This window comes from Agromyces sp. NPDC057865, from assembly GCF_042796995.1.
Classification (GTDB): domain Bacteria; phylum Actinomycetota; class Actinomycetes; order Actinomycetales; family Microbacteriaceae; genus Agromyces.
Genome location: NZ_JBHVMJ010000002.1, coordinates 54,010 through 69,114, shown reverse-complemented (window position 1 = coordinate 69,114; position 15,105 = coordinate 54,010). Strand labels below are relative to the sequence as shown.

Genomic DNA, 15,105 nt, shown 5'->3' with positions numbered 1-15,105 from the left:
CCGTCAGCGCAGTGCGACGAGCGCCGGGCGCCCCTCGTCGGTGATGCGCAGCGAGCGGTCGCCGGCCACTCGCGACACCCACCCCTCGGCGAGCAGGGTGTCGAGGAGGTGGGCGCCGAGTCGCCCGGCGATGTGCGGCCGCCGCTCGGTCCAGTCGAGGCATCCGCGCACCGCCGGCCGGCGCCCGTCGGGGTCGACGGCGCGCAGGTGCAGGGTCGCCGCGAGTGCGCCTTCGACGTCGAGGATCCGTCCGGTGTTCCCGGCTTCGAGCGGCGACAGCGACCCTTCGGCCACGAGCGCGTCGGCGAGGCGCAGCGCAGTGCGGCCGGCGAGGTGGTCGTAGCAGGAGCGCGCCTCGGCGAGGCGCTCCGCCGCGGCGGACTGCCGGTACGACCGCACGGCCTGCCTGGGCGCGATGCGCTGCAGCGCCTCGACCGCGTCGGCGACCTCGGGTCCCGCGAGCGTGAAGTACCGATGCCGGCCGAGCCGTCGGTCGGTCACGAGCCCGCCGGCGACGAGCTGCGCGAGGTGGGCGCTCGCGGTCGGCGCCTTCACGCCCGCGATCGCGGCGAGCTCGCTCGCGGGCAGCGAACGGCCGTCGAGGAGCGCGACGAGCATCGCGGCTCGTGCCGGCTCTCCCATGAGTCGGGCCGGGGTGGCGACGTCGGCGTCTCCGTCCATGGACTCCACGGTACGACCGCCAAGGTTCGTCCATCATCGAAACGTGCCACGCGTAGCGTCGAGGCATGGACGTCGTCGCCGAGCGCTCCGAGGTCGAGCGCATCCTCGAGGATCCCGCCTACGTCGTGCCCGAGGCGGATGCCGCGTCGAACGGTCCGGGCGACCGGTTCCGTGCGAGCGCGTCCCGCTTCGTCAACGGCGCGACGCATGCAGCGCGACGGCACCGCCTCGACGTGCTGCTCGCCGGGATCGATGTCGACGAGCTCTCGCTCGACGCCGCGGCGCGGACCCGGGCGATGCTGCCGGCCGCGATCGACGAGATCGCCGCCCAGGTGCCGGTCGCATGCCTCGCCGCCCGGCTCGGATTCGCCGATCCCGATGCTGCGCCCGCGTGGGTGGCAGCGCTCGCGGCGCACTACCCGACGGGTGGGCCGTCGTCGTCGGCGGATGCCGCGGCGACCCGGCTCATCGCCGCGGCCGACGACGTGCGAGGCGGCCTCGACGGCGACCTCGACGGCGACGCCGAGCTGCGCGTGCAACTCCTCGTGCAGGCTCACGCCGCCACCGCCGGGCTCATCGCCGCGGCGGTGCGCCTGCCCGCCGCACGGGACGGTGGCGTGCCGACCGCCGACCTCCTCGCGGCCGTGCTGCGCGACGCACTGCCCGTGCGGCAGACGAAGCGGCTCGCACCCGACGGCGAAGTGCTCGTGCTCCGCCTCGACGGCGCCGACCACGGCTCGCCGCACGATCCGCGCACCCTGGCGTTCGGCGCCGGTCCGCGCGCCTGCCCCGCCGTGAGGCACGCGATCGCGATCGCCACCGCCGTCGTCGACGAGGTGCGCGCATGCTGACGCCGGACGAGTTCCGCGAGCTGCATCGACCGGGCGAACCGTTCGTCCTGCCGAACGCCTGGGACCTCGCGTCAGCACGGTGGCTGCACGCGGACGGCCACCCGGTCGTCGGCACGACGAGCCTCGGCGTCGCGTTCGCCGCAGGGCGCGCCGACGGTACCGGCGAGACCGCCGCCGAGACCCTCGACCTCGCCCGTCGGATCACCGGCGCCGGCATCGCCGTCACCGTCGACATCGAGGCCGGATTCTCCGACGAGCCCGACGAGGTCGGCCGCTACGCGGCGAAGCTCGCGCGCCTCGGCGTGGTCGGCGTCAACCTCGAGGACTCGGATGCCACAGGCCGGCTCGTCGATCCCGAGGTCGCCACCCGGAAGATCGAAGCGGTCGCCGCGGCAGCGCCCGGGCTCTACCTCAACGCGCGCACCGACCCGTTCTGGATCGACGGGGACGCCGACCAGGCCACCCGCACCCACGAGGCGCTGGAGCGGTCGCACCGCTACGTCGCGGCGGGCGCCACGGGCGTGTTCGTGCCGGGCGCGATCCCGCTCGAGATCATCGCGGCACTCGCGCGCGACCTCTCCGCGCCGGTGAACGTCCTGGTGCAGCCGGGCGTGCCGGTGCACGACCTGGCCGCCGCCGGGGTCGCGCGCATCAGCACCGGATCGCTGCTGTTCCGCCTCACCCTCGGCGCGATCGCCGCGGCCGCACGGCGCGTCAGGGACGACCGGTACCTTCCTGAGCCCGGAACGCCGTCCTACGACGAGGTGGCGGACCTTCCCTGACGGGCCGCGACCGCGCGCGGCATCCGCTCACTCGGGGTTGCGGGCCCGGCTCGGCTGCACGCGCATCGGCTCGCCCGGCATCTTCGGGAAGTCGGGCGGGAACGGCAGCTCGCCGAGGCCGTCGTCGAGGTCGCGCTGCCACCACTCGAGCAGCGTGTCGATGCGGCCGAGCTGCGACTGCATACCTGCCCACGGGTCGCCGACGTCGCGCAGCCGGTCGGGCATGGAGCGGATCGTGAACTCGCGCGGGTCGGCGGACTCGACCTCGTCCCATGCGAGCGGACAGGACACCGGCGCGTGCGGGAGCGGACGCGGGCTGTAGGCGCCCGCCATCGTGCGGTCGCGGTTGGCCTGGTTGAAGTCGATGAAGATGCGGTCGCCGCGCTCCTCCTTCCACCACGCGGTGGTGAGCTCGGCGGGCATGCGCCGCTCGAGCTCGCGGGCGAGGGCGATCACGGCGTGCCGCACGTCGAGGAACTCGTGCTCGGGCTCGATGGGCGCGAAGACGTGGATGCCGCGATTTCCCGACGTCTTCACGAACGGGGTCAGCCCGACCTCGCCCATGAGGTCGCGCAGCGCGAGCGCGGCGGGCACCGCCTCGGCGAAACCCGTGCCGGGCTGCGGGTCGAGGTCGATGCGCAGCTGGTCGGGGTTGTCGGTGTTCGCGGTGCTCGACGCCCACGGGTGGAACACGATCGTGTTCATCTGCGCGGCCCAGACCGCGGCGGCCGGCTCGTCGAGCACGACCTGCGGATGCCGCCGGCCGCTCGGGTACGTCACCGTCACCGATCGCACCCAGGCCGGCGCGCCCTTCGGCGGGTTCTTCGAGAAGAACTGCTCGCCGTCGATGCCCTCGGGGAACCGCTGGAGCGACACGGGCCGATCGCCGTTCGCCTCGATGAAGGGGCCCCCCACGGCGACGAGGTACTCGGCGAGCTCGAGCTTCGTGATGCCCGGATCGGGCCAGATCACTCGGTTCGGCGACGAGATGCGGACCTCCCGATCGCCGTCGGGACCGGGCACGGTGAGGGTGACAGCTTCGGCGGCCATGGTGCGACGCTACCGTGCCGGGGTGACACCGCGACAGGGCGGCCGGCGCGGCGGCCGTGCGCGTGCCCGTGCCCGCCGGACGCCGGTCACGCGCTGAACGTCGCGTACCGCTTCTCGGCCCGGGCTCGCGCCTTCGCTGCCTCGATGTCGCGGTCCTTCGGCGGCGCATGCGTCACGAGGTCGTCGAGGAGATGCCGCGTGATGTGCGCGATCTCGTGCACGGCGCGGTCGAACGCCTCGGCGTTCGCCTTCGACGGCTTGGTCGATCCGCTCACCTTGCGCACGAACTGCAGTGCGGCCGCGTGCACCTCGTCGTCCGTCGCGGCGGGCTCGAAGTTGTGGAGGGGGTGGATGTTCCGGCACATGCGACGAGCCTAACCCCGGGCGGTTGAGGGTGCCTCGGTTCCCGAGGTGATCCGGTACGACGGGAGCCCGCGGCGGCGGATCAGCCATTCCGCGACGACGAGGTTCGGCAGCCAGGCGAGGAACGGCACCACGCCGTAGGCGTTCGCGAACGCGGCGTCGAAGTCGAAGTCGCCGGGGATCGCCTGCAGGCCGATGAGCAGGCCGAGCCAGAGCCGCAGTGTCACGGCGGCGTAGGTGAGCGCGAAGTTGCGCATCATCCAGGCCCGGTGGCTCGCGACGTCGCGCGCGCGGATCGCCCGGTACGCCCGCCACGCAGTCAGGAGCCAGAGCACGGCGAGCGTGCCGAAGCCGACGAACCCCGCGAGGCCCGCCTCGCTGAACGGGGCGATCACGAGGCCCGAGACACCCGCGATCGCCACGGCCGCGAGGTACCCGCGCCCGATCCACCGGTGCACGGCGCGGTACCGGTCGCGGAGTCCGCGCCAGAACTGGAACGGACCGGCGACGAGGGCCAGGCCGCCCGCCACGATGTGCGCGTAGAACGCCGCCTGCACGACGGCCGGTCGGCCGTCGTAGTTGCCCGCGAGGCCAGCGCCCGACTCCGAGAGCTCAGCGAGCGAGGCCGTGAGGTACGGCACGACGGCGAACGCGGCGATGGCGAGCGACGAGAGGACGATCCAGGCCCATCCCGCCCGGGTCGCGACGAGGCGCGGCGTCGCCCCGCGCGGGGGTCCGGCGGCGGCCGGCTGTGACGGACGTGCGGTTCCGGTGGTCATGCGGCTGACGCTAGGAGCGCCGCCGCACCGCCGGTATCGGGTCAACCCCCCGATCGGATGCCACGATCCCCCCGTCGTCGGACGCACCGGATGCCGCGGCATCCGCCTCGACCGCGACCGCGACCGACGCAGCGGGCCCGAGCCGTCGGCGGCGGCGCAGCTGCCCGACCGCCACGCCGCCGACGAGGAGCGCGCTCCCGGCGAGCTCGAGGGCGTTCGGCACCTGGCCGAGTGCGAGGGCCGCGGCGGCGAGCCCGATCGGTGGAGTGAGCAGCGCGAACGGCGCCACCATCGCGGCCGGGTACCAGCCGAGCAGCATGTTCCAGATCGTGTAGCCCACGAGCGACGCCATGCCCGCCGTGAAGCCGACGCTCGCGATCGTCTCCCAGCCGATCGTGGCGAACGCCTCGCCGACCGCCGCCGGTCCGTCGAGCAGGAGGCTGAGCGCGAGCACGGGCAACGGCACGAACAGGGCGGACCAGACGACGATCCCGAAGCCGTCGGCACCGGCCGCCGACCGGGAGATCACGTTGCCGATGCCCCAGCTGAGGCCCGCCGCGACGCAGATGAGGAGCGGCACGATCGCCGTGAGCCCCGGCGCGCCCTCGAGGCGGCCGAGCGCGACGATCCCGAGCCCGGCGACGCCGAGGAGCGCGCCGAGCAGCTGCATCCGGGTCGGGCGCTCGCGCAGCACGACCGCGCCGATCACGAGCGTGAAGATCATCTGGCACTGCAGCACGACCGCGGCGAGGCCCGCGGGCAGGCCGAGGTGCATCGCGGTGAAGAGCAGGCCGAACTGGCCGGCGCTCATGAACAGGCCGATGCCCGCGATGACGCGCCACGGGGCATCCGGTCGGGGGACGAAGAACACGAGCGGCACGGCGACGAGGGAGAATCGCAGCGCCACGAGCACGAGCGGCAGGGTGTCGCGCAGGCCGAGGTCGATGGCCACGAAGTTGACGCCCCAGATGAGGGCGACGAGGAGGCCGAGCAGGAGGTGTCGCGGGGTCACGACTCCAGCCAAGCAGCCGAATGGATTCAGCACCAGTTCCGAATTCTTCGGCTGATCACGTACGATCACTACATGATCGATCTGCAGGGACTGCGGGCGCTCGTCGCCGTCGACCGGGCGGGATCGGTGGTGGCCGCGGCCGACCAGCTCGGCTACACGCCGTCGGCGGTGTCGCAGCAGGTGAAGAAGCTCGAGCGCGACCTCGACGCCGTGCTGCTCGAGCGACGCGGCCGCGGCGTGCTGCTCACGGAGCGCGGTCGCACGCTCGCGAGCGAGGGCCGCGAGCTGCTCGACGGCCTCGAACGGCTCGAGTCGGTGGCCGCGAGCGGCGCCCGGCCGACCGCTCCGCTGCGCATCGCCTCGTTCTCGACCGCCACGCGAGGGCTGCTCGGCCCGGTGCTCGGCGAACTGCGCGATGCGGATGCCGCGGTGCTTGCGACCGTGACGAGCGTCGACCCCGTCGACGCCATGGCCATGGTCGCCTCAGGCTCCGCCGACCTCGCCGTCGTGCACAACTGGAACTCGGTGCCGCTCATCGCGCCGTCGCACGTCGCCACCGAGCACGTGTGCCACGACGAGGCCGATGTCGTGCTCCCCGTCGACCACCCGCTCGCCGGCCGCGCCGAGCTCGAGCGCGCCGACCTCGTCGGCGAGGCATGGGCGAGCACGCCGAAGGGCGCCATCTGCCACGAGGCGCTCATGCGGATCTTCGCCGACCTCGACGCGGTCCCACGGGTCGTCGCCGAGGATCCCGACTTCGCCTCCCTCATCGAGCTCGCGCGGCAGGGCGTCGCGATCGCGCTGGTCCCCCGGCTCGGCCGGTCGAACCTGCCCGACGGCGTCGTCGCGCGTCCGCTCGCCGACCACAGCCAGGTGCGCGACATCCGCGTCGCCTACCGCCGGTCGATGGCCGAGAGTGCGGGCATCCGCCGCGCGGTGCGACTGCTCCTCGACGCCGGACGACGAATCGAGGCATCCGCGATCACCTGACCGACGGGGTCGTCGCGAACGGCGACCGGGCCTGCGTCACATCGACGCGTCGTGCGGACCCGTGACGGGCTGCAGGCGGAAGAGCCGCACGATGCGGCCCGAGTCGCGCTCGTACCCGCGGTAGCCGGGCCACTGCGCCTCGATGCGCGCCCACGCGGCGTCGCGTTCGTCGTCGGGGATGCGGCTCGCGCGCACGTGCAGGCGTCGGCCGCGCACGGTGATCGACGCGTCGGGGTGAGCGAGCAGGTTGTAGGTCCAGGCGGGATGCCGCTCCTGCGCGAACGTGGTGCCGGCGACGATCGCACGACCACGCCCGTCGGGCGTGTACATGAGGTACGTCTCGCGGGGCTCGCCCGACTTCGCGCCGACCGTGTGGAGCACGAGCGACGGCACGAGGAGCCCGCTGAGCTGCACGCGCCCGCCGGTGAGCCACGCCACCAGGCGCTCGGCCGGCGGGAGCAGCGCGGGGCCGATCGCGCGGAACAGCCGCGTGCGCGTGATGGGCGCGATGACGGACCGGACGACCTGCTGCACGGTGGGCACGTGCCCATTCTGCTCGCGGCGGCCGACCGCGGAAAGGACTCGTCCGCCCGATCGCCGCTTCGGCGCCGGACGCGGCCCGAGGGGCTACCGCGCCGTCGGCGGCACGTCAATCCCCTGCGCCCGCGCCGCGCCCGGCCGTACCGTGGGGCGCAGGCCGACCGACCGGCGGATCGGCCGTGACGATCGGAGGAACCATGTCGGACGTACGACCGGGAGAGCCCTTCGAGGGCGAGTACACGGACGCGGAGCTGCCGCTCAGCGCGGAGCTGCCGAAGGAGGAGTACGAAGAGGTCGAGGAGGTCGTCGACGCGGACGGGAAACGGCTCGACGATGACGACGTCGTCGTCGAGGAGGTCGAGGTCGTCGAGATCGTCGACGACGGCACCGCGTACCCCGAACGCTGACCCCAGGACGGGCGGCCGGGCGCGGGACTGCAGGGACCAGCGCCCGGCCGTCGCCCGTGTCCGGCTTCCGAGGCGCTGCCGCCGGCCCGTCAGGACTTCGGTGGATGCTGCGCCGCCAGCTCCTTCTCGACCGCCTCGCGGGCCGAGGCGAGCTCGGTCGCGGCATCCGTCGCCCGACGCTCGGCCCGCTGCAGCCGCCGCAGGGCGAGCGTCGGTGCGCCGTGCCGAGCGTGCACGCGGTCCTGCTCCTCGTCGACGGCCGCCACGATGAAGGCACCCGCGATCAGGATCACCTGCGCCGACAGGTTGATCCAGAGCAGCAGGGCGATCAGCGACGCGAACGAGGCGAGCAGTGGGTTCGCGTTGGCGCCGCCGACGAAGAGGCTCGAGAGCAGCTGCAGCGCGAGCAGCCCCGCGCCGCCGAGCAGCGAACCCGCCCACAGCGACCGACCGCTCGGCCGGAGCCCCGAGAGGATCCGGAACATGGCTGCGATGACGACCGTGTCGATCGCGAAGATGACGATCCCCGAGCCGATCCGGACGAGGACGTCGAAGGCCGGCTCGCGCGTCGAGATCTCGAGCCAGCCAAAGAACGTGGTGAGGGCGTTCGTGCTCACGAACGTCACGACGGCCGCTAGCGTGAGCGCGGCGCCGAAGCCGACCGCGAGCACGAAGTCCCGCAGCAGCACCCACACGAAGAACGTCTGGTCGTCGGGCTGGTCGGCGAGGTCGCGGAACGCGATGCGCAGCGACCCCACGGCGCCGATGGCGGCGCCCACCAGGCCGACGAGCGCGAAGACGCCCGCGATGCTGAGCGTGATGGGCTGGATCAGGTCGTCGGGATTGATGACGCCGTTCTCGCCGATCAGGCCCGGGATCGCCATCTCGATGGTCGCGACCAGGGCGTCGAGGGCGTCGGGGCTGCCGGCGAGCCAGATGCCGCCGATCGCGAACCCGAGGAAGACGCCCGCGAACACCGAGAAGAGGGTGCGGTACGTCACGCTGTCGGCGAGCATCGGCCCGTGATGCTCCAGGTAGATGAACCACGCGCGCACGGGCCTGGTCGCGAGCGCCCACGCCGTGACCTTCGTGCCCCACGCGACGATCCCGGCGAACGGACCCCCCGGTCGTCGCTGCGTCTGCTGGTCGGCCATGCGGTCAGGCTATCGAGGCGCGGGTGGGGATCGCAGTCGCTTGACACGCCCCCGGCCGGAATGGGATGACGGGACCCATGGACGGACTCATCCTCGTCGTGGTGCTCGGCGCCACGATCCTCGGCGGCGGCATGCTTGCGAGACGGATCCGCGTGCCTGCGCCGCTCGTCCTCCTCGTGGCCGGTGCGGCGCTCAGCTTCGTCCCGGCGCTCGGCGACGTCGAGCTGCCGCCCGAGCTCGTACTGCTCCTGTTCCTCCCCGCGCTGCTCTACTGGGAGTCGCTCAACACCTCGCTCCGCGAGATCCGCGACAACCTCCGCGTCATCGTGCTGCTCGCGATCGTGCTCGTGTTCGTGACGGCCTTCGCGATCGCGTGGCTCGCGGCGTCGCTCGGCCTGCCGTGGGCCATGGCCCTCGCGCTCGGGGCGATCCTCTCGCCGACGGATGCCACGGCGGTCGCCGCCGTCGTCCGGAGCCTGCCACGGCGGCAGGGCACGATCCTCCGCGCCGAGAGCCTGCTCAACGACGGGACCGCGCTGGTGCTCTACAGCGTCGCGGTCGGCGCGGCGACCGCCGGCGCGTCGATCTCGTTCGTCGACCTCAGCCTGCAGTTCACCTACGCGTACGCGCTCGGCATCGCCATCGGCCTGGTGATCGGCTACGGCGTGTACCTGCTCCGACGCGTCATCCGCGACGACCGGCTGCTGAGCGGCACGCTGAGCATGCTGACGCCGTTCCTCGCCTACCTGCCCGCAGAGCTCGTGGGGGCGTCGGGCGTGGTCGCGGTCGTGGTCTGCGGCCTCGTCGTCAGCCACTTCGGCCCGCGGATCATCACGGCGGCGACGCGCGCGCAGACCTACGGCTTCTGGCAGCTGGCGAGTTACGTGCTGAACGGCTCCCTGTTCGTGCTGATCGGACTCGAGCTGAAGCCGGTGCTCGACAGCTTGGGACCCGCATGGCCCGAGGCGCTGCTGTTCGGGCTCGCGTGCGCGGTCGGCGTCATGGCGGTTCGACTGCTCTGGGGCGTCACCACGCCCTACCTCATCCGCGCCCTCGACCGCCGCCCGGCGCAGCGCCTGCGGCGCATCGGCTTCCGCCAGCGCTTCCCGTTGAGCTGGGCGGGCTTCCGCGGGGCCGTCTCGCTCGCCGCGGCGCTTGCCCTGCCCGAGGAGACCGCCGCCGGCGATCCGCTGCCGGGGCGCGACCTCGTGATCGCCGTCACGTTCGTCGTGATCCTGTTCACGCTCGTCGTGCAGGGGCTCACCCTGCCCGCGATCGTGCGCTGGTCCCATCTCGGGCCCGACCCGCGCGAGCTCGACGAGGAGTTGCTGGGCGAGCAGCGGATGCTGCGCGCCGCCCTCGACGCGCTGCCGGGCACGGCCGTCGAGCTCGGGTCGGACGACGCGGTGGTCGACGCGCTCCGCGTCGGCTACGAGGAGCGGCTCACGCTCATCCACCGCGAGGACGGACGCCCTGAGGCCGCCGCGCGCGACGGAAGCCGCGCCGACGAGGAGGACGAGCTCCGCCTCGCCCTGCTCCCGGTGAAGCGGGAGGCGCTCATCGCCCTCCGCCACGAACGGCGCATCGACGACGTCATCCTCCGTCGGCTGCAGGCGCGCCTCGACCTCGAGGAGCTGCGCCTGTCGCGGCCGCCCGACGACGAGTGACGCCCGAACGAGGGAACGCCCCCGACCGCGCTGCGGTCGGGGGCGTTCCCTGGGGGTCGCTTCGGGTCGGCGACGGGATCAGTACCAGCCCTGCGAGTTGAAGGCGTCCCAGGCACCGCACGGGGTGCCGTAGCGGCCGGTGATGTAGCCGAGGCCCCACGAGATCTGCGTGGCGGGGTTCGACTCCCAGTCGGGGCCGGCCGAGGCCATCTTGCTGCCGGGCAGCGCCTGCGGGATGCCGTACGCGCCACTCGGGTTCGAGGCGTAGACGTTCCAGCCGGACTCGTGGTTCCAGAGCTCGACGAGGCAGCCGAACTGGTCGTCGCCCCAGCCGCGCTGGAGCAGCATGTCGCGGGCGATGGCCTGGGCGGCGGTCGGGTTGGCGGGCGCGCCGGGGCGCGAGGACGACGACGATGACGCCTGCTGCGCCTCGGCGGCGGCAGCGGCCTCGGCGGCGGCCTTCGCGGCGGCTGCAGCAGCGGCAGCAGCGGCGGCCTGCTCCGCGGCGACGCGGTCGACCTCCGCCACGGCGGCGCGCACGGTCTCGGCGTGCGCCTGCGTCGAGTCGACGAGGTCGAACACGCGCTCGGGCGCGAGGAGCTTGTAGTCGCCGAGCGCGGAGACCTCGGCGACGAGCGCCGTGGCATCCGTCTTGCCCTGCGCGGCCGTGATGGTGTCGTTGGCGCCGGCGAGGGTCTCCTCAGCCTGCTTCACCGCGCGGGCCTCGAGGATGCCGCCGTGCGCGTCGAGCTGCTGCACGTCGCTGTTCGCGGCGTCGGTGAGCGCTCGGGTCTCGGCGATGCGGTCGTTCTGGGCGGCGACGGCCCCCTGCACGGCGAAGCCGGTGCCGACCATGGCGCCGATCGCGACGACTGCGCCGGCGGCGAGCCATGCTCCGCGGCGCCTGCCGCGGCGGCCGCGCTGATCGCGGCGGGGGACGGTCTCGGGATCGACCGTCTGGAGTGAGCTGGAGTTGTCAGGTGTGGAGGAAGACTGGTTCTGCATGACTTTCACGGGGGGCGGCTCTCGGGCGGGGCTGCCGCGTGAACCTTGACTCGACGTTCCGCGGGCGCGGGGGCGCCCGGGCGAAGTGGCCAGTCTGCCGAGGGCTTCTGTATAAACCCTCATGTGTTCCTGTGAATGTCCTCCACGTTCTTGACCTTTGCTCACGATTTCCGCGACCGAGTTCGCATTCTGCGTGGTCCCGAACGGCGCGTGACTCGAGTTTCCGGGAAACGGTTGCCGAGCACGGCGGGAGGTCGAACCCCGCGGAGGCCGCAGTCAGGCCTCGTCCTGGTGCGCCCGCCGCAGCTCCATGCTGATCTGGTCGGCGTCGAGGGTCTCGAGCGCACCCGTGAGCACTGACGCGCTGAAGGTGCCCTCGTCGCGGACCGAGAGGAGGGCCTCGCGCTGAGCCGCGATGATGTCCAGTCGGAGGGTACGGTAGAGCTCGCGATCGGCCTCGGCGTCGCGTGGGCCCGAGGGTTCCCCCGCCGCCGCGCGGGCCTCGCGGTGCTCGCGCACGACGTCGTCGGCGACGCCGCGGAGCATCTCGAGCAGGTCCGCGCGTTCGGTGCGCGCGGCTTCCCGGTCGACGCCGGCTGGCTTGACGAGCCGCACCAGCCACGGGAGCGTCGCGCCCTGGATGATGAGCGATCCGGCCGCGACGAGGAATGCGATGAAGATCACGAGCGAGCGGTCGGGCGTGCCCTGCGGCAGTGTCTGCGCCGCGGCGAGCGTGATGGCGCCGCGCATGCCCGCCCACACGATGACGGTGCCCTCGCGCCAGCCCAGCGGCTCCGCCATGAAGTAGTCGATGTCGGCGACCTTGCGTCGCAGTCGCGACTGGAAGCGCTGCAGCGACGCTGACGAGATCGCCCGGTCGGGTGGCCGGCGCCGGAACCGGCGACGGCGATGGTCGGCCGCCTGCTCGCCGACGGCGACCTCGTCGTCGGTCGGCGGGTCGGCGTCGGGGTCGGCGGCCTCGGCCGGCTCCGGCATGCTGCCCGCGCGCGCGGCGTCCGCCCTCGCGGCATCGAGCATGAGGTCGGCCTGGGTCGGGTCCACCCCCTCCAGCCGTTCCTGCACGGCGGTGAGGTGCGGCTTCATCCGCTCGCCGCGCCGGAAGCTCCGGCGCTGCAGCCCGAGCATGGGGAACACGAACAGCGCCCGAACGACGACGACGCCGAGGAGCGTGATCCCCGCGACGCGGGCGCCGAGCTCGATGCCGCGCACCTCGTTCGTCAGGTCGCTGACGATCGTGGACAGCTCGAGCCCCATGACGAGGAAGACCGCTCCCTCGAGGATGAGCTCGATCGTGCGCCAGTTCTGCACGTCCGACATGCGGTGCTGCGGCGAGAGGCTGCGGATCGCGCCGCGGCCCGTCACGAGCCCCGCGACGACTGCCGCGACGAGCCCGGATGCCCCGAGCGCCTCGCACGGAACCGCGGCGACGAACGGCACGGCGAAGGAGATGACCGTGTTCACCGTGGCATCCGTGACCCGCGACCGGACCCACAGGTTGACCTTGCCCACCGCGTACCCGACGACCACCGCGACCGTGACGGCGAACACGAAGTCGCCGACGATCTCCCAGAACGTGATCGACGCGGCGGTCGCGGCGATGGCCGAGCGCAGCAGCACCAGCGCCGTCGCGTCGTTGAGCAGGCTCTCGCCCTCGAGCACCGTCACGATGCGCGGCGTCACCCCGACGCGCTTCACGATCGAGGTCGCGACGGCGTCGGTGGGGCTGACGATGGCGCCGAGCGCGATGCCGGCCGCGAGGCTGAGGCCAGGCACGATCCAGGTGAACAGCAGCCCCATCGCGACCGAGCTCACCACGACGAGCGACACGGAGAGTCCGCTGATCGCCCCGAACTCGCGGCGGAACTCCATCGAGGGCATCGCGACGGACGCCGAGTAGAGCAGTGGCGGCAGCACCCCCGCGATGATCCACTCGGGGTCGATCTCGATCTCGGGCACGAACGGCAGGAAGCTCACGAGGATGCCGACGATCACGAGCAGCAGCGGCGGGGACACCCGCACGCGCGGACCGAGCGCCGTCGCGGCGGCGATGCCGAGGAGGCCGAGCACGCCGACGACCAGGAGCTCCACCGACGCTCACCTCCCCCGGGATCCTGCCGCCAAGTCTGGCGCATGACCGCCTACCGACGCGACGAGGGCTCGGGGATCGTGGCGAGCGAACGTCCCTCGTGGATCGTGCCTCAGCGATCGTGGAAGTCGGGATACCCCGGCCAGTCCCCCGGGCCGTGCGACCGCACGAACGCGTGGTGCACCTGCTCGCACGCGCCGCGCAGGGTGGTGCCCCAGCCGAGCAGCCGTCCGCCGAACTCGGCGCGGTACCGCACCCGGCCGCCGACGCGCACGATCGTGACCGTGCCGTACTCGCGACCGGAGCTGTCGATGAGGCGCCAGCGCCCCGGTTCGGGTTCGGCCGCAGCGAGGATCGGGTGCCAGGTGGTGGCCAGTGCTGCTCCTTCCAGAGCGCCCCGGCCGGCGTGGCTCCATCGTACGTCCGCGGGGCGACGGCGACACGTCCGCCGGGTACGGACGGTGCTCACAGGGAAGTCACAGCGGGGAGGCCCGAACGGCGGAACAGGACCGCCTCCCCGACTGTTTCCTCTGGTGACGCCGTGAATCGCCAGCCGGTCGAGCGTGCGTCGAGCGCCGCAGCCAGCGGCGCCCGCGAAGGAGGATACGAAGTGCCACAGGACTACCGCAGGACTCCCGAGGCGGTCTCCCGCCTCACCCCCCAGCAGTACCGGGTCACGCAGGAGGACGCCACCGAGCCGGCGTTCCGCAACCAGTACTGGAACAACCACGAGCCCGGCATCTACGTGGACGTCGTCTCGGGGCAGCCGCTGTTCGCCTCGACCGACAAGTACGACAGCCGTTCGGGCTGGCCGAGCTTCACGCGGCCGATCGAGCCCGACGCCGTCACCGAGAAGGTCGACCGGACGCTCTGGATGAAGCGCACCGAGGTGCGCTCCTCGGGCGCCGACAGCCACCTCGGGCACGTGTTCGACGACGGCCCGATCGAGGAGGGCGGCCTGCGCTACTGCATGAACTCGGCCGCGATGCGGTTCATTCCCGCCGCCGACCTCGAGGCGGAGGGGTACGGCCAGTACCGCTCGCTGTTCCCGACCACGACCCCGGATGCCGCGGCATCCGAGAAGGAGGACGCATCATGACCAACCCCGGCGAGATCACCAGCATCCCCGGCACCGAGACCGCCGTCCTGGCGGGCGGCTGCTTCTGGGGCATGGAGGACCTGCTCCGCAAGCGCCCGGGCGTGATCGACACGCGCGTGGGCTACACCGGCGGCGACGTGCCGAACGCGACGTACCGCAACCACGGCAGCCACGCCGAGGCGCTCGAGATCGTGTACGACCCGTCGAAGGTGTCGTACCGCGACCTGCTCGAGTTCTTCTTCCAGATCCACGACCCGTCGACGCGGAACCGCCAGGGCAACGACATCGGGATGAGCTATCGCTCGGCGATCTTCCCGACGACGCCCGAGCAGGAGGTCACCGCGTACGAGACCATCGCCGACGTCGACGCCTCCGGCATCTGGCCGGGGCCGGCGACCACCGAGGTCTCCCCCGCGGGCGCGTTCTGGGAGGCGGAGCCCGAGCACCAGGACTACCTGGAGCGCTACCCGAACGGGTACACGTGCCACTACGTGCGACCCGGCTGGAAGCTGCCGAAGCGCGACGCGGAGACCGTCGCATAGCCACCGGCAGGTGAAGTGACGCGAACGGCCCCGGCGGGATCTCCCGCCGGGGCCGTTTCCGTGCTCGGCCGTCCGT

The 15,105-nt window shown here is 72.9% G+C and carries 17 protein-coding genes; 7 read left to right on the top strand and 10 right to left on the bottom strand.

Features of this window, described 5'->3' with window-relative positions:
- Window positions 1-3: 3 nt before the first annotated feature.
- Window positions 4-681, bottom strand: coding sequence for an ArsR/SmtB family transcription factor (locus tag ACFVN5_RS07950; RefSeq protein ID WP_376954432.1), 678 nt, complete (start codon window positions 679-681; stop codon window positions 4-6).
- 65 nt (window positions 682-746) lie between these two features.
- Here ACFVN5_RS07950 and ACFVN5_RS07945 point away from each other — a divergent pair, with 65 nt between their 5' ends.
- Both ACFVN5_RS07945 and ACFVN5_RS07940 read left to right on the top strand, forming a co-directional pair.
- Entirely contained in the window at window positions 747-1,532 is a 786-nt protein-coding gene (locus ACFVN5_RS07945) for a hypothetical protein (RefSeq protein ID WP_376954431.1), read from the top strand.
- Window positions 1,526-2,314 (top strand): isocitrate lyase/phosphoenolpyruvate mutase family protein, encoded by a 789-nt coding sequence (locus ACFVN5_RS07940; protein WP_376954430.1) that lies wholly within the window; start codon window positions 1,526-1,528, stop codon window positions 2,312-2,314. Before ACFVN5_RS07945 ends, ACFVN5_RS07940 begins: the two co-directional genes overlap by 7 nt.
- A gap of 27 nt (window positions 2,315-2,341) precedes the next feature.
- Here ACFVN5_RS07940 and ligD read toward each other — a convergent pair whose 3' ends face one another.
- The 4 genes from ligD to ACFVN5_RS07920 all read right to left on the bottom strand — a co-directional run bounded on the left by ligD (window position 2,342) and on the right by ACFVN5_RS07920 (window position 5,518).
- Window positions 2,342-3,364 carry a non-homologous end-joining DNA ligase gene (gene ligD, locus ACFVN5_RS07935; protein ID WP_376954429.1) on the bottom strand — a complete coding sequence of 341 codons (1,023 nt, stop codon included), beginning with the start codon at window positions 3,362-3,364 and terminating at the stop codon, window positions 2,342-2,344.
- An 86-nt stretch (window positions 3,365-3,450) separates the two neighbouring features.
- Entirely contained in the window at window positions 3,451-3,729 is a 279-nt protein-coding gene (locus tag ACFVN5_RS07930; protein WP_376954428.1) for a DUF2277 domain-containing protein, read from the bottom strand.
- A 9-nt stretch (window positions 3,730-3,738) separates the two neighbouring features.
- Entirely contained in the window at window positions 3,739-4,506 is a 768-nt protein-coding gene (locus tag ACFVN5_RS07925; RefSeq protein WP_376954427.1) for a DUF2306 domain-containing protein, read from the bottom strand.
- 10 nt (window positions 4,507-4,516) lie between these two features.
- Window positions 4,517-5,518, bottom strand: coding sequence for an EamA family transporter (locus ACFVN5_RS07920; RefSeq protein ID WP_376954426.1), 1,002 nt, complete (start codon window positions 5,516-5,518; stop codon window positions 4,517-4,519).
- A 72-nt stretch (window positions 5,519-5,590) separates the two neighbouring features.
- On the opposite strand from ACFVN5_RS07920, the gene ACFVN5_RS07915 reads away from it, so the two are divergent.
- Window positions 5,591-6,508, top strand: a complete 918-nt coding sequence (locus ACFVN5_RS07915) for a LysR family transcriptional regulator (protein WP_376954425.1) — start codon at window positions 5,591-5,593, stop codon at window positions 6,506-6,508.
- A gap of 36 nt (window positions 6,509-6,544) precedes the next feature.
- On the opposite strand, the gene ACFVN5_RS07910 is transcribed toward ACFVN5_RS07915, so the two are convergent.
- The gene (locus ACFVN5_RS07910; protein ID WP_376954424.1) at window positions 6,545-7,051 is read right to left on the bottom strand and encodes a nitroreductase family deazaflavin-dependent oxidoreductase; all 507 of its coding nucleotides are present in this window, start codon (window positions 7,049-7,051) and stop codon (window positions 6,545-6,547) included.
- Window positions 7,052-7,245: 194 nt separating this feature from the next.
- Between ACFVN5_RS07910 and ACFVN5_RS07905 the strand changes: the two genes are divergently transcribed.
- Window positions 7,246-7,455, top strand: coding sequence for a hypothetical protein (locus ACFVN5_RS07905; protein ID WP_376954423.1), 210 nt, complete (start codon window positions 7,246-7,248; stop codon window positions 7,453-7,455).
- An 89-nt stretch (window positions 7,456-7,544) separates the two neighbouring features.
- Here ACFVN5_RS07905 and ACFVN5_RS07900 read toward each other — a convergent pair whose 3' ends face one another.
- Window positions 7,545-8,609, bottom strand: coding sequence for a YihY/virulence factor BrkB family protein (locus ACFVN5_RS07900; protein WP_376954422.1), 1,065 nt, complete (start codon window positions 8,607-8,609; stop codon window positions 7,545-7,547).
- Between the two features lie 77 nt (window positions 8,610-8,686).
- On the opposite strand from ACFVN5_RS07900, the gene ACFVN5_RS07895 reads away from it, so the two are divergent.
- Window positions 8,687-10,276: a Na+/H+ antiporter gene (locus ACFVN5_RS07895; RefSeq protein WP_376954421.1), complete on the top strand. Its 1,590-nt coding sequence runs from the start codon at window positions 8,687-8,689 to the stop codon at window positions 10,274-10,276.
- 78 nt (window positions 10,277-10,354) lie between these two features.
- Here the strand turns inward: ACFVN5_RS07895 and ACFVN5_RS07890 are convergent, their stop codons facing one another.
- The 3 genes from ACFVN5_RS07890 to ACFVN5_RS07880 form a co-directional block, all read right to left on the bottom strand.
- Window positions 10,355-11,281: a lytic transglycosylase domain-containing protein gene (locus ACFVN5_RS07890; protein WP_376954420.1), complete on the bottom strand. Its 927-nt coding sequence runs from the start codon at window positions 11,279-11,281 to the stop codon at window positions 10,355-10,357.
- A 276-nt stretch (window positions 11,282-11,557) separates the two neighbouring features.
- Window positions 11,558-13,390, bottom strand: coding sequence for a cation:proton antiporter (locus tag ACFVN5_RS07885; RefSeq protein WP_376954419.1), 1,833 nt, complete (start codon window positions 13,388-13,390; stop codon window positions 11,558-11,560).
- A gap of 110 nt (window positions 13,391-13,500) precedes the next feature.
- Window positions 13,501-13,857 (bottom strand): hypothetical protein, encoded by a 357-nt coding sequence (locus ACFVN5_RS07880; protein WP_376954417.1) that lies wholly within the window; start codon window positions 13,855-13,857, stop codon window positions 13,501-13,503.
- Window positions 13,858-13,998: 141 nt separating this feature from the next.
- Here ACFVN5_RS07880 and msrB point away from each other — a divergent pair, with 141 nt between their 5' ends.
- The gene (gene msrB, locus ACFVN5_RS07875; RefSeq protein WP_376954415.1) at window positions 13,999-14,487 is read left to right on the top strand and encodes a peptide-methionine (R)-S-oxide reductase MsrB; all 489 of its coding nucleotides are present in this window, start codon (window positions 13,999-14,001) and stop codon (window positions 14,485-14,487) included.
- Entirely contained in the window at window positions 14,484-15,029 is a 546-nt protein-coding gene (gene msrA / locus ACFVN5_RS07870) for a peptide-methionine (S)-S-oxide reductase MsrA (protein WP_376954414.1), read from the top strand. The genes msrB and msrA overlap by 4 nt, the downstream gene beginning before the upstream one ends.
- Window positions 15,030-15,105 lie beyond the last annotated feature (76 nt).

Excerpts from the sequence above, each read along its gene's own strand:
- ACFVN5_RS07890 (WP_376954420.1), bottom strand. The coding sequence starts at position 11,281 with ATGCAGAACCAGTCTTCCTCCACACCTGACAACTCCAGCTCACTCCAG.
- ACFVN5_RS07915 (WP_376954425.1), top strand. The coding sequence starts at position 5,591 with ATGATCGATCTGCAGGGACTGCGGGCGCTCGTCGCCGTCGACCGGGCG.
- ACFVN5_RS07895 (WP_376954421.1), top strand. The coding sequence starts at position 8,687 with ATGGACGGACTCATCCTCGTCGTGGTGCTCGGCGCCACGATCCTCGGC.
- ACFVN5_RS07905 (WP_376954423.1), top strand. The coding sequence starts at position 7,246 with ATGTCGGACGTACGACCGGGAGAGCCCTTCGAGGGCGAGTACACGGAC.
- ACFVN5_RS07930 (WP_376954428.1), bottom strand. The coding sequence starts at position 3,729 with ATGTGCCGGAACATCCACCCCCTCCACAACTTCGAGCCCGCCGCGACG.
- ACFVN5_RS07900 (WP_376954422.1), bottom strand. The coding sequence starts at position 8,609 with ATGGCCGACCAGCAGACGCAGCGACGACCGGGGGGTCCGTTCGCCGGG.
- msrA (WP_376954414.1), top strand. The coding sequence starts at position 14,484 with ATGACCAACCCCGGCGAGATCACCAGCATCCCCGGCACCGAGACCGCC.
- ACFVN5_RS07940 (WP_376954430.1), top strand. The coding sequence starts at position 1,526 with ATGCTGACGCCGGACGAGTTCCGCGAGCTGCATCGACCGGGCGAACCG.
- ligD (WP_376954429.1), bottom strand. The coding sequence starts at position 3,364 with ATGGCCGCCGAAGCTGTCACCCTCACCGTGCCCGGTCCCGACGGCGAT.
- ACFVN5_RS07925 (WP_376954427.1), bottom strand. The coding sequence starts at position 4,506 with ATGACCACCGGAACCGCACGTCCGTCACAGCCGGCCGCCGCCGGACCC.
- ACFVN5_RS07945 (WP_376954431.1), top strand. The coding sequence starts at position 747 with ATGGACGTCGTCGCCGAGCGCTCCGAGGTCGAGCGCATCCTCGAGGAT.
- ACFVN5_RS07950 (WP_376954432.1), bottom strand. The coding sequence starts at position 681 with ATGGACGGAGACGCCGACGTCGCCACCCCGGCCCGACTCATGGGAGAG.